The following is a 22,387-nucleotide window of genomic DNA, read 5'->3' on the forward strand; positions in this document are numbered from 1 at the left end:
AGCGATCCTCGCGGCCTTTTGCGTTTCTTTACATGAATAGCCATAACCCTATATTTCACAAGATTATTTTGCGGGCTCGTTTAAAGAGTGTTCGAATTTTAATCACCCCGTAAAGGTATCATTTCAGGGCGAAATTATCGCCCTGGACAGGACGTAGCATTATGAAGACACATCCACAGTACGAACCCTGGCTGCAGGGCATGCTCATCATCGCGAAGCACTACCGGCTGGACTTTTCCGCGGAGCATGTTCGGGTCACGATTAACCATGAAAGCCAGTCTCCGCGCCAACTGGTGCTGGAGGAAATGGCGCGCCAGCTTGGGCTGGGGATGCGTGTGGTGGCGGCCGAGGCGGTCTCTCTCGATCCATGGCGCCTGCCGCTTCTCGCGGAATTCACTGGCGGACAAATCGCGGTCATTAACCGCATGGACAACGATGGCAACGTCAGCCTGCAGTTCAGCGGCGACGGTGGGCTGGAGACGACGCTGACGCGTGACGAACTCGGGGCACGGTTAAAGGGGCTGATGGTGTTGCGCCCCCTCGAATCCACGCCGGATGCCCGCGTGGACGACTACATCAAACCGTATGAGAAAAACTGGTTCTGGCAGCTGGCGCTGAAGGACTGGCGACGCTACAGCGACATTATGCTGGTGGCGCTGGTGGCTAACGTGCTGGCGCTCTCCGGCATGGTCTTCTCCATGCAGGTCTATGACAGGGTGGTACCGTCCCAGTCGGAAGCCACGTTGTGGGTGCTGTTTGGCGGCGTGATGATTGCCATCGTGTTCGAATTCATCATGCGCATGCTGCGGGTGCATATTTCTGACGTGGTGGGGAAGCGCACCGACCTGCGCATCTCTGAACGCGTTTTTGCCCACGCGCTGCGGATTAAAAACGGCGCGCGCTCGAAATCAACCGGATCCTTTATCGCCCAGATCCGCGAGCTGGAGTCGGTGCGCGAGCTGATCACCTCGACCACCATTGCGGCGATTTCCGATCTGCCGTTTTTCCTGCTGTTCGTCTTTATTCTGTGGATGATTGGCGGTCCGCTGGTGCTGGTGGTTCTGCTCGCCGTGCCGCTGCTGCTCATTCCGGGCCTGCTGGTGCAGCGCCCGCTGGGGAAGCTCTCCAGCGAAGGGATGCGCGAATCCGCCATCCGTAACGCCACGCTGGTGGAGGCGGTGCAGGGCATTGAAGACATCAAGCTGATGCGCGCCGAGCAGCGTTTCCAGAACCAGTGGAACAACACCAACGACGTGGCCGCCAGCGTCGGCATGAAGCAGCGCTGGCTGACGGGCCTGCTGCTCACCTGGACGCAGGAGGTGCAGTCCATCGTCTATGCGGTGGTGCTGCTGGTGGGCTGCTACCTGGTCATCAGCGGCGACATGACCACCGGCGCGCTGGTCGGGACCTCGATTCTGGCGTCGCGCACCATCGCGCCGCTGTCGCAGATTTCAGGCGTGCTCTCGCGCTGGCAGTCGGCAAAAGTGGCCCGCAAGGGGCTGGACGACCTGATGCAACGCCCGATTGACGATCCGCAGCACGGCAAGAAGGTGCACAAAGCGCACCTGCGCGGCGACTATGCGCTTGAAGACGTCGGGTTCTATTACGACGAGGAAGAGAAACTTACCGTGCTCAACATCAGCAAGCTGCAGATCCGCGCCGGGGAGCGCGTGGCGGTGCTCGGGCGTAACGGCTCCGGCAAAAGCACGCTGCTGCAGCTTCTTGCTGGCATGCAGGAGCCGCAGCAGGGGAGCATTTTGCTGGACGATGTTGCTCTCAATCACCTGGACCCGGCCGACCTGCGTCGCGACATGCAGCTGCTTAGCCAGCAGGCCCGGCTGTTCTTTGGCTCCGTGCGGGACAACATCCTGATGGGGAATCCGCTCGCCACCGACGATGAAATTCATCAGGCGCTGGTCAACAGCGGCGCGCTGGAGTTTGTGCGCAAGCAGAAAATGGGGCTGAACTATATCATCAACGAAGGCGGGGCTGGCCTGTCGGGCGGCCAGCGTCAGGCGCTGCTGCTGGCGCGCGCGCTGATCACTTCCCCTAATATCCTGCTGCTGGACGAGCCTACCGCCTGGCTGGACGAAATGAGCGAGAAGCAGTTTATACAACATCTTCACAAATGGCTGGGCAAGCGCCGGACGCTGGTGGTGGCAACCCATCGCCTGCCGATTCTGGACCTGGTCGACCGCATCATCGTGCTGGAAAACGGCAAAGTGGTGATGGACGGCCCGCGCGACGCGATCCTGCATCAGCACGGGCTGGCGCCGCAGAAAGCACCGCAGCGTACTGTTACCATGAAAACGGAGGGCGTGGCATGAACGATTTCTCCCGTTTTAACAGCCGTCTGAAAGAGCCTCGTCTGCCGCGATCGTCACTGGTGGCATGGTCGCTGTTCGCCCTGCTGGCGGTATTTATCGCCTGGGCGAGCCTGTTCCAGCTGGATGAAGTCACGACCGGCAGCGGCAAGGTGATACCGTCTTCCCACGAGCAGGTGATTCAATCCCTGGAAGGGGGGATTATTCACAGCCTGATGGTGCGCGAAGGTGACATTGTGGAACGCGGCCAGCAGCTGGCACAGCTTGACCGGACCAAAACCGAGTCCAGCGTGCTGGAGAGCGAGTCTCGTCTGAACGCGGCGCTGGCAACGGCTGCGCGTCTGAAGGCCGAAGTCAACGACACGGAGCTCGCGTTTCCCGAGGAGCTGGACGATGATGTTGAGCTGGTTAAACAGGAAACGGCGCTTTATCAGTCCCGTCGCGAGAGCCTTGAAAAAGGGCTGGCCGGCTTACGTCAGGGCGCCGAGCTGGTCCAGCGCGAGCTGTCGCTGACCCGTCCGCTGGTCACCCAGGGGGCGGCCAGCAAGGTTGAGGTGTTACGTCTTGAGCGTCAAAAAAATGAGCTTGAGAACAAAATTACCGAGATGAAAAACCAGTATTACGTCCGCGCCCGCGAAGAGCTGGCGAAAGCCAACGCGGAGATTGAAGCCCAGCGTTCGGTGATGAAAGGGCGTGAGGACTCCCTGACCCGGCTGACCTTCAACGCGCCGGTGCGCGGGATCGTGAAGGATATTGACGTTACGACCGTGGGCGGCGTTATCCCTCCGAACGGCAAGCTGATGAGCCTGGTGCCGCTGGACGACCAGATGGTGGTTGAGGCGAAAATCTCGCCGCGTGATGTTGCGTTTATCCACCCCGGTCAGAAAGCGCTGGTGAAAATTACGGCCTATGACTACTCCATTTACGGCGGGCTGGAGGGCGAAGTGACCATGATTTCACCGGACACGTTGCAGGACGAGGTGAAAAGAGATGTCTACTACTACCGCGTCTATATCCTTACCGACAGTAACCATCTGACCAATAAGCAGGGCAAAACCTTTCCGGTCTTTCCGGGCATGATTGCTACCGTTGATATCAAAACCGGCAGCAAAACTATCCTGGATTATCTGCTGAAACCGCTCAACAAGGCAAAAGAGGCGCTGCGCGAGAGATAAGGGTTGGCGTTCGGGATACCGAACGCCATCTGCATTATACCGTTGACGTTACGATGTTTGGGTGGCGTCGCTCCTTCGGCACCACGTTAATGTAATGTGTGACGTAGGCGAAATATAATCCGGCATAGTTTTCGACCAGTTCGAAAAACGCCGGATACACCGACAGGCGACCGTCACCGCGATCTTTCAGATAGCCTGCCTCTTGCGCCGATTTGATAATTCGGTTGACGTGGATCCGGGAGACAAAGAATTCTTTCGCGAGCGTGCTGGCGGAATAGTCAATAACCGCGCCATGGGCAGATTTGTTTTTTATGGCCTGCAGGTAAAGATACAGCATAATCATGCGGCCTCCGTCCTTATCTATAAATAACCCTACCTCCGGTAAAACTTTTCTGAACGTTAATCCACGAAAGAGATACTCCGCCGCGCGGCGGAAGAAATTATTTCTCAACGTGTCATTATCGAGCAGGTTTACATCAATATTAAACGTCGGGTAAAGAGTGCTGACGGGCAAAAATGCACCGGACATATAGCGCTTGAGTTCATTCAATCCTTTTTCGGTTGGGGCAATTCTTGTTTTGCGCCGGTCTTCCGTACAGCGCCAGGTCCTGATGCGCCCCGTGGTCCGAAGTATTGTAATGATCGCAATTACGCTGTTGGGGCTGGCTATTTTATAGCGGGAACATAACTCTTTAATCTCTGAAACAGATTCGGCCTGATTGCCAAATATAAAACAACACATGGAGAGGATAATGTTAAACCGTGATTCCTGAAGCATTGTCTTATAGAACAAAGGTTGTTTTTTGTAGATGGCGTCATTGATTGTGTAGTGCTCTAATATTGCCTCACTAAATCGCGGGTTGCTCTTTATAACATCCCTTCGATGTAGCAAGGCCCTGGATGAGATGTGATTATCCATAGCATTTTTCTCGTATTTGATGAGCCGATAGATGAAGTATCCAGCCTTCTTTTTCGGAATTTTCATTATACCTGAGAAAAAGTGGCTTGCGGTCGTTATTTTAAAAGAAACATATATTTATATCGGTGCGTGGAAAAGGGTGATTAACGCAAAGATGTTCCGGTGCGTGGCGTTGATAACAGTATCTTAACCTGGAGGTGTATTGTAAAATTATTATACACACCGCTGTTGGTTTACATATTCATAATAATAATGGCGCTTTCGTGCCCAGGAGCAGGTTATGACCCATAAAGTTTCTCTCAGGAATGTCGCGAGCAATGAGCAAAGATTTGTCATTTCAACCTGCGGTTTTACGTTTCAGGGGTATCGCCTGCTGCTCAAAAAGTACGGAATAGAGGCTGCGCATATACATTTTGATGGAGATGAGCTATCTCAACTGGACAAGGAAAATATCCTTATTCATCAGAATGCTCACATCGTAGTGTTCCTGGGAAAAGGTACGGTAACTCTGCTGGAGAGCCTGACGCGACTGGCTTCCGTACTCAATGCACTTCCTGTTATTCGTTGTGTAACCCTGTATGGTGATATACCCGACAGCTGGCTCTATCGAACTCTGGGTAGCCTTTTAAATAACAGCTATCAATTATCACTGATTCGTATAGCCAGCGTTTCTGATGTAATAACCTGCTTCCACACCCACAATAATGGGTTTAGAGACCGCTCGCGCTTATTACGCGATTACTATCTGGATTGCTCGTCGCGTGAAAACCTTAAATGGCTGACAAGAAGAGAGGTTGATGTTTTATTAAATTTCTATCGCGGCATGTCCATAAAAGATATGTGCGACAGACTGAGGCTTTCTAATAAAACGGTTTATACCCATCGTAAAGAAGGTTTGCAGAAATTACATTATATTAAACGATGGTTGAATGAACCGCACACATTCAAAGTGGAAAAGCGGATTAAAAGCCAAAGTCAAAGAGTGGACTTCACGGATAAAGAAGCGGAGGTTTTTAATGCGCTGGTAAAAAGGGAAATATTCCCCGCTTATCAAATTATTACCGATTGTGACAAAAAAGGAGTGGGGTTTGAGATACTCATTCGCTGGAATAAAAACGGAAAAATAGTCAAGCCCGCCCGTTTTTTGAATGATATCGATAATTATGAAGTATGGCTAAAAATTACGGCATTGGTGATTCATGCCGCCGTTTCCGGGATTAATAAATATAATGGTAAGTTCTATTTTTCAGTGAATATACCGCCTCGCCTGGCGTCCGGGAATGCACTGCCAGAGATGGCCAGGAAAGCCATCGGCATGCTGCTCAACCCCCAGTGGGCGGAAAAGCTGGTCTTTGAATTCGCGGAAGATATTGATGTGACGAAAGACAAAAATATCCCTGAAACCATGCGCCATCTGCGTAATACGGGGTGCAGACTGTTTCTTGACGACTGCTTCTCAAGCCATCACGCCATGTTCCCCGTCAGGCAGGTGCATTTTGATGGGCTGAAACTGGACCGGGACATCGTCGATCATTTTGTGGCGAACGATAACGATTATAATCTGATTAAAGCGATACAGATTTACAGCGACATGACCGGAACGGCTTGCATTGCAGAGGGCGTTGACAGTGAAGAGAAATTTGAAAAATTAGTTGAGCTGGGTGTGAAAAACTTTCAGGGATATTATCTTTCGCGCGCCGTGAAAGAGGAGGAGTTAGACCGTATGGTGAGATTGTTCAGCTAAAAAATAAAGCCCCGAAGGGCCTTGATTATTTACGTCCCAGCAACAAGCCAAGCACAATACCGACGGCACCCGCTGCGATGAGACCGGTCAGCGGATTATTTCTGACCGCTTCAGTGACGTCAGAGACGGCATCGCTGGCCTGCGCCGCATATTTTTTCGCAGCGCCTTTTACCTGGTGTTTTGGTGAATCAACAAATTCACCGAACTGCTGCTGGGCTGAACCTGCAAGCTCATCAAATTTATTTTTTGCTTTGTCTTCAGCAAACTGGGTGTTTTTATCAGTACCGAAATCAGACATTTTTGCCTCCTTTTGTTGATAGTTAAAGGATAGCCTCTCTTTGAAAAGATGAGAGGCGTAACGCTAAATTTCGGAGGGGATTGACCTGTTTTCGGATATATCTACACGAGATGAGAGCGTTATTTTTCGTTCTCATCCTGGCCGTAATACAGTTTTCCAATCCGGATAAGCGGGCGGCCCTGAGACTTGCGGTGCAGGTTGCTGTCCCGAAGGGAATACACGCAGCCGCAATATTCCTGCTGGTAAAACTGTTCCCGCTTACTGATCTCAATCATGCGTGAGGAGCCGCCCTGTTTGCGCCAGTTGTAGTCCCAGTAGACCATCCCCGGATAGCGCGCTGCCGCACGCTGGCCGCAGTCGTTTATCTGCTGCATATTTTTCCAGCGGGAAATCCCCAGCGAACTGCTGATAACGCTAAAACCATTTTCTGCCGCATAAAGCGCTGTGCGCTCGAAACGCATATCGAAGCACATGGTGCAGCGAACGCCGCGCTCGGGTTCCCACTCCATGCCTTTCGCGCGTTCAAACCAGTTATCGGTGTCGTAATCGGCATCGACAAACGGCACGCCGTGTTTTTCCGCAAAACGGATATTCTCCTCCTTGCGGATGAGGTATTCCTTTTGCGGATGGATATTGGGGTTATAGAAGAAAATGGTGTAATCAATACCCGAGGCCTGAATGGCTTCCATTACTTCACCGGAGCAGGGGGCGCAGCAGGAGTGCAGCAGAAGTTTATCAGCGCCGCTGGGCAGGGTGAGTTGCGGGCGGACGAAAGGAGTCGTACTCATGTTGCTCTACAATATGTTAATGAAATTTATGGAATTGTAGCACACGTTATTAATCTATTCAGACTGTACTGATGAGCTGAGGGATCCTCATAAATAAACGCAAGCAGCGAACAATCCCCTCGCCCCTCTGGGGAGAGGGTTAGGGTGAGGGGAACATACGGCTCAGGTGGTCATTATTCGGCAAATTTGAGCAGCGCTTCGCCGTCAAGACGGTAGCGCACCCATTCGGACTGCGGCAGCGCGCCAATGCTCAGATAAAAATCGATGGCGGGCTGGTTCCAGTCCAGCACGCTCCATTCAAGGCGGCCACACTGCCGTTTTACCGCGAGCTGCGCGATATGTTTCAGCAGCGCTCTGCCCGCGCCTTTACCGCGATAGTCCGGGGAAATATAGAGGTCTTCCATATAAATACCGTTGCGTCCAAGCCAGGTCGAATAGCTGGTGAAGAACACGGCATAGCCGGCGATCCTGCCGTCAAACTCAGCGATCAACGCCTCGGTTTTACTGCCCGCACCAAAGAGGGTTTCCCGGATCTCGTCCGGCGTGGTTACGACCTCTTCGGGCGCTTTTTCATATACCGCCAGCTCATAGATCATGGCGTAAATGGCCGCGGCATCTTCGGGACGGGCCTGACGAAGGGTTATGCTCATTGTTTTTCCTGTTTTTTTGCATGGTTCGCGATTGATGGCGTTAAGCATACGGAGTATTGTCCGAAGAATTAAGTGCAATGAAATCAACAAATGATGAATATTATGCATCCGGCTCTGAGACGTCTTGATTTAAACCTGCTGCCCATTTTTGACGCCATTTACCGCCACCGTTCCGTTCGCCTCGCAGCCGACGAGCTGGCGATGAGCACCTCGGCGCTAAGCCATGCGCTGTCGCGTCTGCGCATGACCCTTAACGATCCGCTCTTTTTTCGGGAAGGGCATCGTATGTCCCCCAGCGTGTATGCTTCTCAGCTCGCGCCTTCCATTGCTTCCGCATTGTCATTTCTTAATCAGGAGCTGACCCCGCAGCCGGAGTTTGACGCGGCCAGCAGTACCGAAAGCGTACAAATTGGGATTACGGACTTTACCGCGCTGTGCATTTTTCCCGCCCTGATGCACAAGCTGCAGCTTGCTGCCCCGGGGCTGCGTTTCGAATTGCGCTATCTGCCGCACAGCCCGGCGCTGACGGAACTGCTGGCGGGTGAAGTGGATCTGGCACTCGGTTTCAGCACGCCGGATGATATCCGCCATCCGGAACTGGAGGAGATCGGCTGGTTTGAAGATGAGTATGTGGTCATCAGCAACGCGCGCCGGACGCGGCTGACGCTGGAGGATTATCTCGCTGCCCGACACCTGGTGGTGACGCCGTGGAACGAGAAGCAGGGCGTTCTGGATTTACGGCTTGAGCAACTGGGCTATACGCGGCACATTGCGATCAAAACGCCGTCGATGCTGAGCGCACCGTTTATCGTTGCGGAAAGCGACCTGCTGATGGCGATCCCTCGTTTTGCCGCTGAGAAGCTGACGACGGCAGCGGACCTGAGGATTTTTCCTTTACCGTTTTCGATACACACGTTTGAAGTGAAAATATACTCGCATAAACGCAGCGGCCAGCGGGGCGCGACCCGATGGCTTAAGGAGGAGCTGCAAACGCTGGCGCAGGCTGGCAGGGGACTGTAGGCCGGGCAAGCGCTGTGCCGCCCGGCAGAAATGGCGGTCAATAAGGGATAGTCACTTTAACGGCAGGTAGATATCCGTTTGCAGCGCATGTTCTGGCACCTCGTGAATAAAATTGAGGTAATGGAAAAACACCGGGGCATCGCGCAGCGTTTCGCCGCTGGCCGGTAGCCAGTCGCGAAACATTGCCCACACCGTGGCGGAAATGGTATCCAGCGAACCGGTGTGACGCCCGACGGCGTAGCGTCCGCCGTCAATTTCACCACTGGAAACGCCAAATTCATTCTCTGGTATCGGTTCCGAGATACTGCCGCAGATATCGAAACGAAAGGCGTCTGCGGGTGTGGTTGCCGGGTCATCCCAGGCAATGCCAAACGTGCTGCTTTCGTGTACTGGCGATAGGCCCGTGCTTTTACGCCAGGCAATAAATTTCGCCGCGCTGTCATTAACCCGATCCGGGCTGCCACGGTGCTGCAGCATTGCCACCTGGGTCTGTGGGAAATCGACAATCTTAACTTCCATCGTTTTTTGCTCCTGAAAGGTCATTTTCGGTACGCGCTGGTGCCAGTTCAGCCAGTCCGGCTGCTGCCGAAACTGACGCGGGCTTTTTCCAAACGCGTTTCTGAAGGCGCGACTGAACGATTCAGGGCTCTGGAACCCGGCATCGAGCGCAATATCAATCACCTTATCCTGAGGATTAAACGCCAGTCGCCAGGAAGCATGACGCAGACGCAGCCACTGGATATAGCGATACAGAGGCTGACCGCTAAATGCCAGAAACTGTCGGTGAAAATGATAAGGCGAACAGCAGGCTAACGCGCTGAGCTTCTCCAGCGTAAGCGGTTCATCGAGATGGTTGGCGATATAGTCGCACACCATCGTGAAACGCTCGCGGTAGGCCGTTTTGATTGCATCGTTCATTGCATCCTCCTGATGACCCACTTTGCCTCACCGAATGGATATAATCCTGACCGATCTTGCTGACTAGTTTCATCGTTGACAAAGTTTTTTCCTGTGAGGGCCATATTGTTCTGGCTTTAACCCGCGTCATTAAGCAGGTGCGGGGAAGGAATCTGGGACACGAATGCCAGGTTGATCCCCTGGCATTACAATATTTTCGACGCTATCAACGCTGAATGGACTGAGGGATGAAGTTAAATCTGTCCTCCGAAAAAGGTGGACTATTTGTCAGCGATCAGCCCTAACAACTTACAGTGCTCGTCAATTGCTTCCCATATCATGTCCTGCTCATCACCGTCCCATTCTTCAGCCATCGCAAGCTCTGAGCGGAACTGTTTGAGCCTGATATGGATAGCGGCTATCTCATTGCGACCACATTGCTTTGCCATTTTTATCAATAAGGATTCGGGCGTTTTTTCGTAGGGGGACAGCCCAGCGCGCGCTTTAATGTAGAGTGTTGTTAGTTTGTCCATAGAAGCTTAGGTCGTGAAGGTTCTATCAATCCAGTAACGGTTTGCGACTTTCTTTCGCCGGCTCTGGCTTGAGTTTTTCAACGGGAATACTGCACATGCTTTCAGCTATTATCCCAAAAAGAGAGCCTTTCGGGAAACTTTCCCATTGCCCCACATCCTGTGACACATGTATGACATCGCCTTCCGCGAACGGTTTGGAAAAATAGGTTCGCGCCATAATGGCACGCTCGTTTTTGTCGCAATTAATCACGTCGATTGCCCGGGAACTCGCTATGTAGACGGGAGGATTTTTTATGATGAGTTCCTGCTCGGCGTAGTTATTGATGAAATAAAAGCGGCGCAAGTGGTCGTTACCCTGATAAGTTGAAATCACCCGAAGATCGATATATGAAGTGACTTTTTGATCTTCAAGAATTTTTATGACGCCAGCCGGTGGCTTGGGCGTAGACTGCAGCAGGGGTTTACCTATCCCGGTACAACCTGTCAGCATAAGTAATACCAGCCATGTTAGCTTTTTCATTTCGCACCCCCTGCGGATAAATCAGGTCGTAATGTCGTCAGCATGTCAGGCGTTACATTCCCCTGAACGGTACAGAGCAATAATGTCCCTTCTTTACCTTTGCTGAGAATTAACAGCTTTTCGGTACTTTCTTTTGCCGGAGCAATACCTGACACCGCCTGCGCGTTGTCTTCCCAGTCACTGTTTGGGTTGATTTTAATCATCGTCTGAGAAACATAATCGTCTCCCGCCTTTTTCCAGGATAAACGATCGAGTTTGGACATTACTTCTTCCGGTGACTCTTTGAAAATTAGTCCCCAGTAATAGTACTTACCGTAATTGATTTCATCGAGATTGCTGGTTTGTATATAATATCCCGATACCGTCAGATTTAATTCATGCAGTGGTTGGGTAAACCAGACGTTGCGATTGCCGTCTTCAGGGGCTTTGAACCAGGCCTGCGAATGCTTGTTAAGCGTTAAGGGGGCTAAGCGGCTGAGTTTGGCTCGCTGATGATAAATCTCGCTGAAAAAGGTTGAGTCGCAACGGGTCAAACTTTGTGTCAACGTGCTGGCGTGAACTGCGGGTGAGGCTGCAGCCATACCCGCTATGAGCCCAATGGAGGAGATGAGTTTACGCATGTAATTTCCCTATAATAAAAAAGACCCTGTTTTTATCGGCTCATCAGGATGAGACTTTACGCTTTTTATTTTACTACATTATCAGGCGTATTGAATGCCTAACCTACAGTCAGTTAATCCTGCTCATCGAGCGTCTAGCGATGGGTTATTGCCTTCGTTTAAAAACCTGCGAAGTTTTAGTATCCATGAAAGAAGTAGCGAATCTTCAGGCCGATAAACTTCAATACAGGCCAGACATAATGCTGAATTAAATATAAGACAGGTGGCACAACTAATGTCGCACCAGTTGCGCAGATTGCGTATGCCGCCGAATCCTTTGCAATTAATTCATAGTTTAGGTTAAGTGTTTCAAGATTAATTGCATTGGCTGTACTCGAACCTACAAATCCAGAACTAAAAACTACCAGGAACACATAAAGTGATGCTGTTATGAGTTTTAAAATTAGCCAAAAAAATTTCACGATGACCACCTGCTGATTGATGTCACCATTTAACACAAAAACGTCCTGCTTAGCTAGTTTATGGTTTGCGTTTTTCTGAATAGTATTCAGATCTTGACACATCCTCATTTTCCCTGACTGTCGCCGGGTATTTAATTCAGGCAGCAGAAAATCATTTTCAGATACCTCTTCGCTTTTTATCTAATATCACGAATAGGGCAGGGAGAATAAGAGTTGAGTACCGAAACTTTTAACATGTTAAGAAACCGGCTAATAACCATATAAAACTTAATGTTTACATAAAGTTGCTTTAAAAGATACAATACCCCCCTATAGTATCAGGAGGGTATATGCCGCACTCACCCGAGGATAAAAAACGTATTCTGACGCGCGTTCGTCGCATTCGGGGCCAGGTTGATGCCCTTGAACGCGCGCTGGAGTCTGGCGACCCCTGTCTGTCCATTCTGCAGCAAATTGCCGCCGTGCGCGGGGCTGCCAATGGCCTGATGGGCGAAATGGTTGAAATTCATCTCAAAGACGAGCTGGTGACGGGAGACACAACGCCGGATCAGCGAGCCGTACGCATGGCGGAAGTCGGCCATTTGCTGCGCTCTTATCTAAAATAAACCCACACACCTCACAATAAGGGACGTCACTATGAAATCTCGCGCTGCTGTCGCATTTGGCCCCGGCCAGCCGCTGAAAATCGTCGAAATCGACGTAGCACCGCCGAAAAAAGGCGAAGTGCTGATCAAAATCACCCATACCGGCGTGTGCCATACCGATGCGTTTACCCTCTCCGGTGACGATCCGGAAGGCGTCTTCCCGGCGGTGCTGGGTCATGAAGGCGGCGGGATTGTGGTGGAAGTGGGCGAGGGCGTGACCAGCCTGAAGCCTGGCGATCACGTTATCCCGCTGTATACCGCGGAATGCGGCGAGTGTAAGTTTTGTAAATCCGGCAAAACTAACCTCTGCCAGGCCGTTCGCGCCACCCAGGGGAAAGGGCTGATGCCGGACGGCACCACCCGTTTCTCCTACAACGGTGAGCCAATCTATCACTACATGGGTACCAGTACCTTCAGCGAATACACCGTTTGCGCGGAGATCTCCCTGGCGAAGGTGAACCCTCAGGCGCCGCTGGATAAAGTCTGCCTGCTGGGCTGCGGCGTCACCACTGGCATTGGCGCGGTGCATAACACGGCAAAAGTCAAAGAGGGCGACACCGTGGCGGTGTTTGGTCTTGGCGGCATTGGTCTGGCGGTGATTCAGGGCGCAGTCCAGGCGAAGGCCGGTCGTATCATCGCGGTCGATACCAACCCGGAAAAATTCAAGCTGGCGGGCGAAATGGGCGCGACCGATTTTGTGAACCCGAAAGATCACGAGAAACCGATTCAGGAGGTCATCGTAGAGATGACCGACGGCGGCGTGGACTTCAGCTTCGAGTGTATCGGCAACGTGAACGTGATGCGTTCCGCGCTGGAGTGCTGCCATAAAGGCTGGGGCGAGAGCATCATCATCGGCGTGGCCGGGGCGGGCCAGGAGATCAAAACCCGTCCATTCCAGCTGGTCACCGGACGCGTCTGGCGCGGCTCCGCCTTTGGCGGCGTGAAGGGGCGTACCCAGCTTCCTGGCATGGTGGAGGATGCGATGGTCGGTAAAATTCAGCTCGACCCGTTCATTACCCACCGTTTGCCGCTGGAGCAGATCAACGACGCGTTCGATCTGATGCACGAAGGAAAATCCATCCGCACCGTCATTCATTTCGGCGACAAGTAACTCTTCTGCCAGCGGTTTTTAGCCGCTGGCATTTCTTTAATAATCTTCTCTAAAGTGTGACCAATGCGGCGTTTTTAGCCGTAATCTAAATCCCCACCGTGCCGATGACTATTTAACACGCATGTTTTTACGCATCTTCCCTACAAGAGAGTCGACGGTCATGGACAACACTACTTCGATGCAGGCGCAGCGCAAGCTGGGCTTCCTGCATCACATCAGGCTGGTTCCGCTGTTTTCCTCCATTCTCGGTGGCATTATTCTGCTGTTTGCCTTGAGCTCAGGGCTGGCGGGGTATTTCCTGCTGCAGGCCGATAACGATCAGCAGGACGTTACATCTGAAATTCAGGTGCGTATGGGGCTGTCGAACAGCTCAAACCATCTGCGAACCGCGCGTATCAATATGATCCACGCCGGGGCGGCAAGCCGTATCGCGGAGATGGAAGCGATGAAGCAGAACATCCGCGAGGCGGAAACGCGAATTAAGCAGTCCCAGGATAGCTTTACCGCCTATATGAATCGTTCCGTGCGTAGCCCGGCGGACGAAGCGCTGGATGCGGACCTGAAGGCACGCTACGACGCCTATATCGCGGGCCTGCAGCCGATGGTCAAATTTGCCAAAAACGGCATGTTCGAGGCGATCATCAACCACGAAAATGAAACCGCCCGCCCGCTGGATGACGCTTATAACGCCGTTCTGCTGAAGGCGATTAAGATCCGTACTGACCGCGCCAACGCGCTGACGGCACAGGCGCACAGCCGCACGCAGCTGGGCCTGATGTTTATGGTGGGGGCGTTTGCGCTGGCGCTGGTGCTGACCGCGATGACCTTCGTTGTGCTGCGCCGCACGGTCATTAATCCGTTGCAGCGTGCAGCGAAACGTATCGAGAATATCGCCAAAGGCGACCTGACGATGCCGGACGACGTGGCCGGACGCAGCGAAATTGGCCGCCTGACGCGCCATCTGCAAACCATGCAGCACTCCCTTGAAACAACGGTCGGCACCGTCCGTCAGGGGGCGGAGGAGATCTACCGCGGTACCAGCGAGATTTCAGCCGGTAACACCGATCTCTCTTCGCGCACCGAGCAGCAGGCCGCGGCCATTGAGCAGACAGCCGCGAGCATGGAGCAACTGACCGCCACGGTGAAGCAGAACGCCGATAACGCGCATCATGCCAGCAAGCTGGCGGAGGATGCCTCCGGAAAAGCCAGCCGTGGCGGCCAGATGGTCTCCGGCGTGGTGAAAACCATGGGCAATATCTCGACCAGTTCGAAGAAAATCTCTGAGATTACCGCGGTGATCAACAGCATCGCCTTCCAGACCAATATCCTGGCGCTTAACGCGGCGGTAGAAGCGGCGCGCGCGGGCGAGCAGGGGCGCGGGTTCGCCGTGGTGGCCAGCGAAGTCCGAACTCTGGCCAGCCGCAGCGCCAACGCCGCAAAAGAGATCGAAAGCCTGATCAACGAATCGGTGTCGCTGATTGACCAGGGTTCCGGTGAGGTCGTTGCCGCAGGCAACACCATGAATGAGATCGTCGAAGCGGTTAAGCGCGTGACCGACATCATGCTGGAAATTGCCGCCGCATCTGACGAGCAGAGCCGCGGTATCGTGCAGGTCAGCCAGGCCATTTCGGAGATGGATAAAGTGACCCAGCAGAACGCCTCGCTGGTGGAAGAAGCCTCCGCGGCGGCGGCGTCGCTGGAAGAACAGGGGGCGCGTCTGACCGAGGCGGTCGGGGCATTTCGTCTGAGCGGTGCGAAGCCGAACCGCGCGGTGGCGTCAGCGCCAGTGGCGACGAGCGCGCCGTTGCGCCCGGCGGCGACAGTTTCGGGGGATAACTGGGAGACGTTCTGAGTCGCGTGTTTTGTCGGGTGGCGGCTTCGCCTTATCCGACCTACTTGTATTTGTAGGCCCGCGTAAGCGTAGCGCCACCGGGCAAAAAAAAGGGACCTTTCGGTCCCTTTTTTCATTTGTTACTGCTTATCGGGTAACGCGTACGCGATAACGTAATCACCGCGATCCGGCGACTGGCGGGCGCCCCCGGCGTTAATCACGATGTACTGCTTACCGGTTTTCGGCGAGACGTAGGTCATCGGGCCGGACTGGCTGCCGACCGGCAGACGGTCCTTCCAGATCTCTTTCCCGGTGGCGGTATCAAACGCGCGCAGGTAGAAATCCTGGGTGCCGGCGAAGAACAGCAGGCCGGACTGGGTAGAGAGCGATGCACCCAGCGTCGGCATACCGATCGGGATTGGCATGTGCATGCGAATGCCCAGAGGGCCGGTATCTTCCACCGTGCCGACAGGGACCTGCCACACCAGCTTGCCGGTTTTCAGGTCAACGGCCGACATGGTGCCGAACGGCGGCTTCTGGCACGGAATGCCCAGCGGCGACAGAAAACGTTCGCGCATCGCGCCGAACGGCGTACCGTCCATCGGGACAATCCCCATCTCAATGCCGCTGGCGTTTTTCGCCACGTTCGCGCGCGGCACCATGTAGTTTGCCAGACCCAGGCGCATATCGTTGACGAACATCAGGCTGTTGTTCGGGTCAACGGAGACGCTGCCCCAGTTCATTCCGCCGAGCGAGCCGGGGAACTGCAGGGAACGGTCGAGACCCGGCGGGGTGAAGACGCCCTGATGACGCATCTCTTTAAACTGAATGCGGCACAGCAGCAGGTCAACAGGCGTCGCCCCCCACATGTCGGACTCGGTCAGCGTCTGGTTGCCAATCATCGGCATGCCCACGGAATACGGCTGGGTCGGAGAGTAGCGTTCACCTTCAACGTTACCCACCGGAACGGGACGTTCCTCTACCTTCGCCACCGGCTTGCCGGTTTCGCGGTTAAGCATGAAGATCATGCCCTGCTTGCTGGTCTGGACGAGCACAGGTGTGGTGCCGCCTTTGCCGTCCGGCAGGTCGTACAGCAGGGGCTGGGAAGGCAGGTCAAAGTCCCACAGATCGTGGTGGGTGGTCTGGAAATGCCAGCGGACCTGTCCGGTGGCGGCGTCAACGGCGACGATGGAAGAGCTGTATTTATCGTCCAGCGCGGTGCGCTCACCCGCCCAGAAGTCCGGAGTGGCGTTGCCGGTTGGCAGGTAGATCAGGTTTAGCTTAGCGTCGTAAGACATCGCTGACCAGACGTTCGGCGTGCCGCGCGTGTAGGTCTGGCCTTCCGGCGGCAGGCCGGTCAGGTTCGGATTACCCGGATCCCACGCCCACGCCAGTTTACCGGTGTGAACGTCGTAGGCGCGCACCACGCCCGGCGGTTCGCCGGTGGAGAAGTTATCCGCGACGCGGCCGCCGACGACAACGACATTGCCGGCCACCAGCGGCGTGGAGGTCTGCTGATAATACCCGGGCTTGATCTCGCCCATGCCGACGCTCAGATCAACGGTACCATGGTCGCCGAAGTCTTCGCAGACCTTGCCGGTATCCGCATTGATGGCAATCAGGCGGGCATCGGTGGTCGGCAGGAACAGACGCCGAGGGCAGGCCGCAGGGGATGTGTCTGTTTGTGACGTTGTCACGCTTGCGCGATCTTCAAAATAGCCCAGGCCACGGCAGCGCTGCCAGTTAGGGGCGGTGGCTTTGGAATCATAACGCCATTTCTCTTTACCGGAATCCACGTCCAGCGCCAGTACTTTACTGTACGGGGTACATACATACAGCGTGTCGCCAACCTGCAGCGGCGTGTTCTGATCTTCCGCACCGGAGCCGTTGCTTTGCGGAATATCGCCGGTGTGCGCAACCCAGGCAACTTTTAGATCGCTGACGTTTTGCTTGTTGATCTGGTCCAGCGCGGCGAAACGGTCGCCGTGGGTGGTATTGCCCCAGTGCTCCCAGTTCTTTTGCTGCTCGCCGGGTGCGACGGGTTTAACCGGAACGGGCTCGTTCGCGGCCACGAGGGTTTGTGGCTTAAACATCCAGCCGAGGCTCACCAGCATCGCCAGCGCGAGCACGGCCGCGACGCCAAAAGCGGGCGCCTTGTTCGCGGCGCTGTGGTTCGCAGCACGCAGGAAAGGCCAGACGATGGCGCAGAGGAAGGCCAGTACGGCAAAGGTGAACAGGCGAGAGAAGAGCGGCCAGAAATCCCAGCCCGCATCGCTTACTGCCCAGAACAGCGAGGCAATAAACGCGATGCCGTAAAGCAGGATCCCGCTGCTGCGATTGAGGAAAATCAGGAGCGCGGCAACGACCATCACCACGCCCATTATCAGGAAGTAAATACTTCCGCCTACGGTGGCGAGCTTAAAGCCCAACCCGCCGACCGCCAGACCGATGAGCATCATCAGTCCGACAAGAAGCCACTGCAGAATACGAGGTACCCCGCGCGGCGCGCTGCCAAATGCCATTTCTGTCTCCTTTAAATCCCCCGCCGTGCCGGATGTGTACCATTTGGATAAAAAATGCGGGGAACACAATGATTAACACGAGTGAATTCGTATTTATAAAATGATATGCGAACCATTTGGTGAATTCGTGGCTATGATAAAACTGTTAAATTGTTTTGCGCAATTGTTAATGAATCATTCCGCATTATTTGATTAACACACAGGCCAGTTCCCTCTCCCCTAAGGGGAGAGGGTGAGGGGTAAGAGGTCAAACAGGCATGGATTTGCGAATGGCGCTCAGCAGCGTTTGTGCGCCCGTGGAAAGTGGGGTATCCACCCGGGTCAGAATGCCGATGGGTTCGCCCGCACCGGGGGAGGTGATCGGCAGGGCGGTCAGCGTCCCCTGTCGCAAATCGTCTTTTACCGCACCGGAAGGCACGAACCAGACGTAGTCATAATCCAGGGTGAGCTGACGCGAAAGGGAGGCCGAAAGCGTTTCGATACACCCTGAAGACAGCGTACACCCCTGCATCTGCAGCAAAGTTTCAGCGGCCTGGCGCGGAACGGTCCCTTTTGGGCAAACCACTACCGGCCACTCCATCACCCGGCTTAACGTCACGGTGTCCTGAAGCAGGGGGTGATCGGGACGAACCACCAGCTTCAGGGATTCCAGAAACAGCAGTTCATAATTGAGGCCGCCCATCAGTTCAGGGTCGGACATTCGACCGATACCAAGATCCAGTTCACCGGATTTAAGCCCCGCGAGCAGCATGGTGTTATTCATGGTAGCAACCTGAATAGTGGTATTGCGCTGCTGCTTGTGGAACTGACCAATAACAGGCGGCAGAATCCCCAGCGCCGCGGTTGGCAAGGCGCCGACGCGAACCACCTCGCTGGAGAGCTCTTCTTTTCGGTGCAGGGACTGGCCGGCGGTGTTGAGCGCATCCAGCACCTTTACGGCGTGCGTCAGGAACTGTTCGCCTACCAGAGTCAGCTGTGCCCCAAGCCGACCGCGATCAAATAGCCGGGCGCCGGTCAGCTGTTCCAGCTCGTTGAGGGTTTTCGAGAGCGCAGGCTGGCTCAGGTTAAGAGTTTCAGCCGCACGCCCCAGCGTTCCCTGTTGAGCGACGGCCACAAATGTATGCAAATGGCGCAAGCGTATGCGCTGACTGAACAGACCATTTTTTTCCATAGGCGATGTTAAAAACAGAGCGATGCGGGTGACAAGTTAAGTTGTTTAATTTTGATAACCTGATAGCAAAATATTTTTAACATTTGATCTGTTTGAGTTACAACATGTTTTTCAGGCAAGGCGGGTGATGAACGTCCTTGTTCATTTATTGCTCACTGCGAGGAAGGGAGAAAAGGGTAACGCATTTTTAAATCACGCCGTCGCCGCCGTCAGAACACCACACCTGACCGGAGGTAAAGGAACATTCGTCGGAGGCCAGCGTGACGTACAGCGGAGCAATCTCGACGGGCTGCCCCGGACGACCCAGCGGGGTATCACCGCCGAACTCCTTCACTTTATCCATCGGCTGCCCGCCGCTGGACTGCAGTACCGTCCAGTACGGGCCGGGGGCGACCGCGTTGACGCGAATCCCTTTCGGACCCAGCTGTTTGGCTAAGGATTTGGTAAACACCGCCAGACAGGCTTTCGTCTGGGCATAGTCAAGCAAAACAGGGCTGGGCTTCACCGCCTGAACGGAAGAGGTGTTAATGATCACGGACGACGCTTTCAGGTGGCGCAGAGCCGCCTTGGTGATCCAGAAGGGGGCGTAAACGTTGGTTTTAAACGTCGCGTCAAAATCTTCGGTGGTCAGCTCTTCAAGGGATTCCCGGTATTGCTGACGGCCTGCGTTGTTGATCAGAATATCCAGCCCGCCCAGCTTCGAGACGGCTTCTTCGACCAGATTCTGACAGAAGGTTTCGTCCCGGACGTCTCCGGGCAGCGCGATGGCCTTACGACCTTCCGCTTTGATCAGATCGATGACCTCGGCGGCATCTTTCTCTTCTTCAGGCAGATAGTTGATCGCAACGTCAGCGCCTTCACGCGCATAGGCGATAGCCACCGCGCGACCGATACCGGAGTCACCACCGGTAATCAGCGCTTTTTTGCCGGCAAGGCGGCCATGTCCTTTGTAGCTTGTTTCCCCGTGGTCGGGTACCGGCTGCATTTCGGATGCCAGTCCCGGCGGCGTTTGCGGCTGTTCCGGGAACGGGGGCTGCGGGTAAGCGTTCGTACGTTGTGTTGTATCACTCATAGCTGACTCCTTAAGCCAAGGGGTGAGATTTGATGGATAGCTGCAGCGTTAACGCTTCGCTGAATTATTTCTGCAAACGATCAACACGAACGACGGCAGGAGATGATTTTTTATCAAGCGAACCGTTGATACTGATCATCTGATCGGGTTTTACCGTCCTGCCGTCGAAGACTGCCTGGGGAATAATAACGTCGATTTTTCCGGTTTTATCCTGGAATACAAACTTATCGCCGCTACCGTCAATAAGATTACCGCGCAATGAAATTGTCGCACCATCGTGCATTTGTTTTGCCTGTTCGATGGTCATAATACGTGCGTCGTCGGTTCCACGATATCCGCTGTCCAGCGCGTGGGGTGGCGGCGGTGCTTCACCTTTTTGTAACCCGCCGTTATTATCAGCCCATGCGGCTGGAACCAGAAATATCAAAAAAGCGGAAATAAGTGATAATTTCATCTGATATCCTTCATTTTTGAGTGTCTTGACATATTAAGTATTGTTGCTATTCCTTTATGTGGCAAATGTGATAAGTCTTAAAAACATTCTCTTTTGAAATCAAAACTATCATTAAATAAGCGAAACGGTGACGACGGCCATGAAGCGTGAAAATGAAAAGTTACCCGGGATAGATGAGAGTTATCGCTTGCTGAGGTTCGAATATACATTTCGGCAGGTGGGTTTTGTGGTCCTCCTGGTTATTATCATCGCAGCGGTTGCCGGTCTTTTTTCCAGCGGAATGGTGAGCGAGACGGCCAAAACCAATTCCGCTAACTCATTGAGCATAAACTATGAACGTTTTGGCAGGCGGGAGACGGAGTCAAGAATGCAGTTCACGTTCCCGGTGAAAACGGAGGGCAGCTATACCCTCAGCCTGACCAGCGACAGCAGCGACGTGTACAAGCCCGGCAGCGTCTGGCCGCAGCCGGACAAAATGTATAGCCATGAAAAAAACCTCTATTTGGTCTATGACAACCTGCAAAAATCAGACAATTTCTCTGTTTTATACTTCACGACGCCTTCCAGAGCCGGTAAATGGAACACCGTCATCCGCGTCAACAACGAGCCAGAGATAAATATCTGGCAATTTATTTATCCGTAGGAGGCTGATATGGATATGGTCTTTCGCGCGCTGGCGATTTATCTGTTTCTCGTGGTGGTATTTAAAGTGGCGGGGCGTCGCGCGCTGCTGCAGATGACCAGTTTTGATCTCATCCTCCTCTTGATTATTAGTGAGGCGACGCAACAGGCGCTTCTGGGTCAGGATTTCTCCGTCACCGGCGCGATGATTACCATTACCACACTGGTGGTAGTTGACATTATATTTGGGCTTATGAAGAAGTATTTTTCACCGGTGGAGAATATTCTGGATGGTACGCCGGTAATTCTGGTTGAAAACGGCGTGCCGCTAGCGGATAAGCTAAAAAAAGTCGACGTGTCCTGTGATGATATTCTGGTGTCAGCGCGACAGAATAATGGCATTACAGAAATGAGTGGAATTAAATATGCCATACTTGAGCGCAACGGTCATATTTCAATCATTCCTTTTGAGAAATAAGAGGCGGCAAGATGAGCAATCTTTTACACGACAGTCATTTTACCGTGAGTGAACTCACCAAAAAGCTGGCGAGTAAATTAACCGATGCCGGGCTGCGCTTAACCACGGCGGAATCCTGCACGGGAGGAAAGCTCTCGGTGGCGCTGTGTGCAGAGGAAAACACGGCCGATTTTTATGATGTCGGGCTGGTTGTGTTCAGCGATGAAGCCAAATCGCGGATCCTCGGCGTGCGTCCTGAGACGCTGGCGCGCTACACCGCCGTCAGTGAACAGACGGTCACCGAGATGGCCGCCAGCATCCGCGACATTGCCAGGGCGGATATCAGCATCGCTATCAGCGGCTATGCGGGCCCGGAAGGGGGCGATGACGGCACCGCGGCGGGTACGGTCTGCTTTGCCTGGAATGTGCGCGGCGAGACGGAAACCCGCACCGTCCTTTTCTCCGGCGACTGTGAGGATGTGGTGGAGAAAGCGGTGCACTACTCGCTCGCGGAACTGGTAACAAAACTGTCGGACGGCAATAACGGCTAAATTC

23 protein-coding genes are annotated in these 22,387 nt (G+C 53.8%); 10 read left to right on the forward strand and 13 right to left on the reverse strand.

All coding sequences use genetic code 11. The annotated features are described in order from the left end of the window. The first annotated feature begins 161 nt into the window (after positions 1 to 161). Positions 162 to 2,327, forward strand: coding sequence for a type I secretion system permease/ATPase (locus ACR42C_RS11100; protein WP_479985133.1), 2,166 nt, complete (start codon positions 162 to 164; stop codon positions 2,325 to 2,327). Next, positions 2,324 to 3,499 (forward strand): HlyD family type I secretion periplasmic adaptor subunit, encoded by a 1,176-nt coding sequence (locus ACR42C_RS11105; protein WP_479985134.1) that lies wholly within the window; start codon positions 2,324 to 2,326, stop codon positions 3,497 to 3,499. Before ACR42C_RS11100 ends, ACR42C_RS11105 begins: the two co-directional genes overlap by 4 nt. Positions 3,500 to 3,533: 34 nt before the next feature. On the opposite strand, the gene ACR42C_RS11110 is transcribed toward ACR42C_RS11105, so the two are convergent. Continuing rightward, entirely contained in the window at positions 3,534 to 4,418 is an 885-nt protein-coding gene (locus ACR42C_RS11110; protein ID WP_116341127.1) for a helix-turn-helix domain-containing protein, read from the reverse strand. Positions 4,419 to 4,698: 280 nt separating this feature from the next. On the opposite strand from ACR42C_RS11110, the gene ACR42C_RS11115 reads away from it, so the two are divergent. Next, positions 4,699 to 6,162, forward strand: coding sequence for an EAL domain-containing protein (locus ACR42C_RS11115; RefSeq protein WP_163329283.1), 1,464 nt, complete (start codon positions 4,699 to 4,701; stop codon positions 6,160 to 6,162). 25 nt (positions 6,163 to 6,187) lie between these two features. Here ACR42C_RS11115 and ACR42C_RS11120 read toward each other — a convergent pair whose 3' ends face one another. The 3 genes from ACR42C_RS11120 to ACR42C_RS11130 form a co-directional block, all read right to left on the reverse strand. Beyond that, complete coding sequence (locus ACR42C_RS11120; RefSeq protein ID WP_047651242.1) at positions 6,188 to 6,460, reverse strand: ElaB/YgaM/YqjD family protein; 273 nt, start codon at positions 6,458 to 6,460, stop codon at positions 6,188 to 6,190. 119 nt (positions 6,461 to 6,579) lie between these two features. Then, positions 6,580 to 7,248, reverse strand: coding sequence for an epoxyqueuosine reductase QueH (locus ACR42C_RS11125; protein ID WP_479985135.1), 669 nt, complete (start codon positions 7,246 to 7,248; stop codon positions 6,580 to 6,582). Positions 7,249 to 7,421: 173 nt separating this feature from the next. Next, positions 7,422 to 7,898, reverse strand: a complete 477-nt coding sequence (locus ACR42C_RS11130) for a GNAT family N-acetyltransferase (protein WP_045260478.1) — start codon at positions 7,896 to 7,898, stop codon at positions 7,422 to 7,424. A 90-nt stretch (positions 7,899 to 7,988) separates the two neighbouring features. Here ACR42C_RS11130 and ACR42C_RS11135 point away from each other — a divergent pair, with 90 nt between their 5' ends. Beyond that, positions 7,989 to 8,918 (forward strand): LysR family transcriptional regulator, encoded by a 930-nt coding sequence (locus ACR42C_RS11135; protein ID WP_316379102.1) that lies wholly within the window; start codon positions 7,989 to 7,991, stop codon positions 8,916 to 8,918. Between the two features lie 51 nt (positions 8,919 to 8,969). On the opposite strand, the gene ACR42C_RS11140 is transcribed toward ACR42C_RS11135, so the two are convergent. The 5 genes from ACR42C_RS11140 to ACR42C_RS11160 form a co-directional block, all read right to left on the reverse strand. Beyond that, positions 8,970 to 9,836, reverse strand: a complete 867-nt coding sequence (locus ACR42C_RS11140; protein ID WP_166711083.1) for an AraC family transcriptional regulator — start codon at positions 9,834 to 9,836, stop codon at positions 8,970 to 8,972. Positions 9,837 to 10,096: 260 nt separating this feature from the next. After that, the gene (locus ACR42C_RS11145) at positions 10,097 to 10,348 is read right to left on the reverse strand and encodes a hypothetical protein (protein ID WP_116340023.1); all 252 of its coding nucleotides are present in this window, start codon (positions 10,346 to 10,348) and stop codon (positions 10,097 to 10,099) included. A 25-nt stretch (positions 10,349 to 10,373) separates the two neighbouring features. After that, positions 10,374 to 10,868: a surface-adhesin E family protein gene (locus tag ACR42C_RS11150; protein ID WP_479985136.1), complete on the reverse strand. Its 495-nt coding sequence runs from the start codon at positions 10,866 to 10,868 to the stop codon at positions 10,374 to 10,376. Continuing rightward, positions 10,865 to 11,488 (reverse strand): hypothetical protein, encoded by a 624-nt coding sequence (locus ACR42C_RS11155; protein WP_479985137.1) that lies wholly within the window; start codon positions 11,486 to 11,488, stop codon positions 10,865 to 10,867. Before ACR42C_RS11155 ends, ACR42C_RS11150 begins: the two co-directional genes overlap by 4 nt. A gap of 176 nt (positions 11,489 to 11,664) precedes the next feature. Beyond that, the gene (locus tag ACR42C_RS11160) at positions 11,665 to 12,051 is read right to left on the reverse strand and encodes a hypothetical protein (protein ID WP_116340020.1); all 387 of its coding nucleotides are present in this window, start codon (positions 12,049 to 12,051) and stop codon (positions 11,665 to 11,667) included. Positions 12,052 to 12,278: 227 nt separating this feature from the next. Here ACR42C_RS11160 and ACR42C_RS11165 point away from each other — a divergent pair, with 227 nt between their 5' ends. The 3 genes from ACR42C_RS11165 to ACR42C_RS11175 all read left to right on the forward strand — a co-directional run bounded on the left by ACR42C_RS11165 (position 12,279) and on the right by ACR42C_RS11175 (position 15,556). After that, on the forward strand, positions 12,279 to 12,554 hold the full coding sequence (locus ACR42C_RS11165; RefSeq protein ID WP_479985138.1) for a metal/formaldehyde-sensitive transcriptional repressor: 276 nt from the start codon (positions 12,279 to 12,281) through the stop codon (positions 12,552 to 12,554). Positions 12,555 to 12,585: 31 nt separating this feature from the next. Next, positions 12,586 to 13,704, forward strand: coding sequence for an S-(hydroxymethyl)glutathione dehydrogenase/class III alcohol dehydrogenase (locus ACR42C_RS11170; RefSeq protein ID WP_166711085.1), 1,119 nt, complete (start codon positions 12,586 to 12,588; stop codon positions 13,702 to 13,704). Positions 13,705 to 13,864: 160 nt separating this feature from the next. Beyond that, a complete protein-coding gene (locus ACR42C_RS11175; RefSeq protein ID WP_479985139.1) occupies positions 13,865 to 15,556 on the forward strand; it encodes a methyl-accepting chemotaxis protein in 1,692 nt (563 codons plus the stop codon). A gap of 119 nt (positions 15,557 to 15,675) precedes the next feature. On the opposite strand, the gene ACR42C_RS11180 is transcribed toward ACR42C_RS11175, so the two are convergent. From ACR42C_RS11180 to ACR42C_RS11195, 4 genes are all read right to left on the reverse strand, one after another. Then, positions 15,676 to 18,057, reverse strand: coding sequence for a glucose/quinate/shikimate family membrane-bound PQQ-dependent dehydrogenase (locus ACR42C_RS11180; protein WP_479985140.1), 2,382 nt, complete (start codon positions 18,055 to 18,057; stop codon positions 15,676 to 15,678). 247 nt (positions 18,058 to 18,304) lie between these two features. Next, the gene (locus ACR42C_RS11185; RefSeq protein ID WP_316379105.1) at positions 18,305 to 19,228 is read right to left on the reverse strand and encodes a LysR substrate-binding domain-containing protein; all 924 of its coding nucleotides are present in this window, start codon (positions 19,226 to 19,228) and stop codon (positions 18,305 to 18,307) included. 187 nt (positions 19,229 to 19,415) lie between these two features. Then, positions 19,416 to 20,300, reverse strand: a complete 885-nt coding sequence (locus tag ACR42C_RS11190; protein WP_479985141.1) for an SDR family oxidoreductase — start codon at positions 20,298 to 20,300, stop codon at positions 19,416 to 19,418. A gap of 64 nt (positions 20,301 to 20,364) precedes the next feature. Continuing rightward, positions 20,365 to 20,754 (reverse strand): YdeI family stress tolerance OB fold protein, encoded by a 390-nt coding sequence (locus ACR42C_RS11195; protein WP_163329309.1) that lies wholly within the window; start codon positions 20,752 to 20,754, stop codon positions 20,365 to 20,367. A 139-nt stretch (positions 20,755 to 20,893) separates the two neighbouring features. On the opposite strand from ACR42C_RS11195, the gene ACR42C_RS11200 reads away from it, so the two are divergent. From ACR42C_RS11200 to ACR42C_RS11210, 3 genes are read left to right on the forward strand one after another with little or no spacing between them, the layout of a single operon-like run. Continuing rightward, positions 20,894 to 21,397, forward strand: a complete 504-nt coding sequence (locus tag ACR42C_RS11200; RefSeq protein ID WP_479985142.1) for a hypothetical protein — start codon at positions 20,894 to 20,896, stop codon at positions 21,395 to 21,397. A 9-nt stretch (positions 21,398 to 21,406) separates the two neighbouring features. Beyond that, the gene (locus tag ACR42C_RS11205; protein ID WP_116340006.1) at positions 21,407 to 21,853 is read left to right on the forward strand and encodes a DUF421 domain-containing protein; all 447 of its coding nucleotides are present in this window, start codon (positions 21,407 to 21,409) and stop codon (positions 21,851 to 21,853) included. An 11-nt stretch (positions 21,854 to 21,864) separates the two neighbouring features. After that, positions 21,865 to 22,383, forward strand: a complete 519-nt coding sequence (locus ACR42C_RS11210; RefSeq protein ID WP_116340004.1) for a 2-oxo-tetronate isomerase — start codon at positions 21,865 to 21,867, stop codon at positions 22,381 to 22,383. The last annotated feature ends 4 nt before the right edge of the window (positions 22,384 to 22,387 follow it).

This window comes from Enterobacter sp. MG-EB028, from assembly GCF_056673305.1.

Bases quoted from the DNA above. Each gene is read 5' to 3' on its own strand.
- ACR42C_RS11100 (WP_479985133.1), top strand. From the start codon at position 162: ATGAAGACACATCCACAGTACGAACCCTGGCTGCAGGGCATGCTCATC.
- ACR42C_RS11105 (WP_479985134.1), top strand. From the start codon at position 2,324: ATGAACGATTTCTCCCGTTTTAACAGCCGTCTGAAAGAGCCTCGTCTG.
- ACR42C_RS11110 (WP_116341127.1), bottom strand. From the start codon at position 4,418: ATGGATAATCACATCTCATCCAGGGCCTTGCTACATCGAAGGGATGTT.
- ACR42C_RS11115 (WP_163329283.1), top strand. From the start codon at position 4,699: ATGACCCATAAAGTTTCTCTCAGGAATGTCGCGAGCAATGAGCAAAGA.
- ACR42C_RS11120 (WP_047651242.1), bottom strand. From the start codon at position 6,460: ATGTCTGATTTCGGTACTGATAAAAACACCCAGTTTGCTGAAGACAAA.
- ACR42C_RS11125 (WP_479985135.1), bottom strand. From the start codon at position 7,248: ATGAGTACGACTCCTTTCGTCCGCCCGCAACTCACCCTGCCCAGCGGC.
- ACR42C_RS11130 (WP_045260478.1), bottom strand. From the start codon at position 7,898: ATGAGCATAACCCTTCGTCAGGCCCGTCCCGAAGATGCCGCGGCCATT.
- ACR42C_RS11135 (WP_316379102.1), top strand. From the start codon at position 7,989: ATGATGAATATTATGCATCCGGCTCTGAGACGTCTTGATTTAAACCTG.
- ACR42C_RS11140 (WP_166711083.1), bottom strand. From the start codon at position 9,836: ATGAACGATGCAATCAAAACGGCCTACCGCGAGCGTTTCACGATGGTG.
- ACR42C_RS11145 (WP_116340023.1), bottom strand. From the start codon at position 10,348: ATGGACAAACTAACAACACTCTACATTAAAGCGCGCGCTGGGCTGTCC.
- ACR42C_RS11150 (WP_479985136.1), bottom strand. From the start codon at position 10,868: ATGAAAAAGCTAACATGGCTGGTATTACTTATGCTGACAGGTTGTACC.
- ACR42C_RS11155 (WP_479985137.1), bottom strand. From the start codon at position 11,488: ATGCGTAAACTCATCTCCTCCATTGGGCTCATAGCGGGTATGGCTGCA.
- ACR42C_RS11160 (WP_116340020.1), bottom strand. From the start codon at position 12,051: ATGTGTCAAGATCTGAATACTATTCAGAAAAACGCAAACCATAAACTA.
- ACR42C_RS11165 (WP_479985138.1), top strand. From the start codon at position 12,279: ATGCCGCACTCACCCGAGGATAAAAAACGTATTCTGACGCGCGTTCGT.
- ACR42C_RS11170 (WP_166711085.1), top strand. From the start codon at position 12,586: ATGAAATCTCGCGCTGCTGTCGCATTTGGCCCCGGCCAGCCGCTGAAA.
- ACR42C_RS11175 (WP_479985139.1), top strand. From the start codon at position 13,865: ATGGACAACACTACTTCGATGCAGGCGCAGCGCAAGCTGGGCTTCCTG.
- ACR42C_RS11180 (WP_479985140.1), bottom strand. From the start codon at position 18,057: ATGGCATTTGGCAGCGCGCCGCGCGGGGTACCTCGTATTCTGCAGTGG.
- ACR42C_RS11185 (WP_316379105.1), bottom strand. From the start codon at position 19,228: ATGGAAAAAAATGGTCTGTTCAGTCAGCGCATACGCTTGCGCCATTTG.
- ACR42C_RS11190 (WP_479985141.1), bottom strand. From the start codon at position 20,300: ATGAGTGATACAACACAACGTACGAACGCTTACCCGCAGCCCCCGTTC.
- ACR42C_RS11195 (WP_163329309.1), bottom strand. From the start codon at position 20,754: ATGAAATTATCACTTATTTCCGCTTTTTTGATATTTCTGGTTCCAGCC.
- ACR42C_RS11200 (WP_479985142.1), top strand. From the start codon at position 20,894: ATGAAGCGTGAAAATGAAAAGTTACCCGGGATAGATGAGAGTTATCGC.
- ACR42C_RS11205 (WP_116340006.1), top strand. From the start codon at position 21,407: ATGGATATGGTCTTTCGCGCGCTGGCGATTTATCTGTTTCTCGTGGTG.
- ACR42C_RS11210 (WP_116340004.1), top strand. From the start codon at position 21,865: ATGAGCAATCTTTTACACGACAGTCATTTTACCGTGAGTGAACTCACC.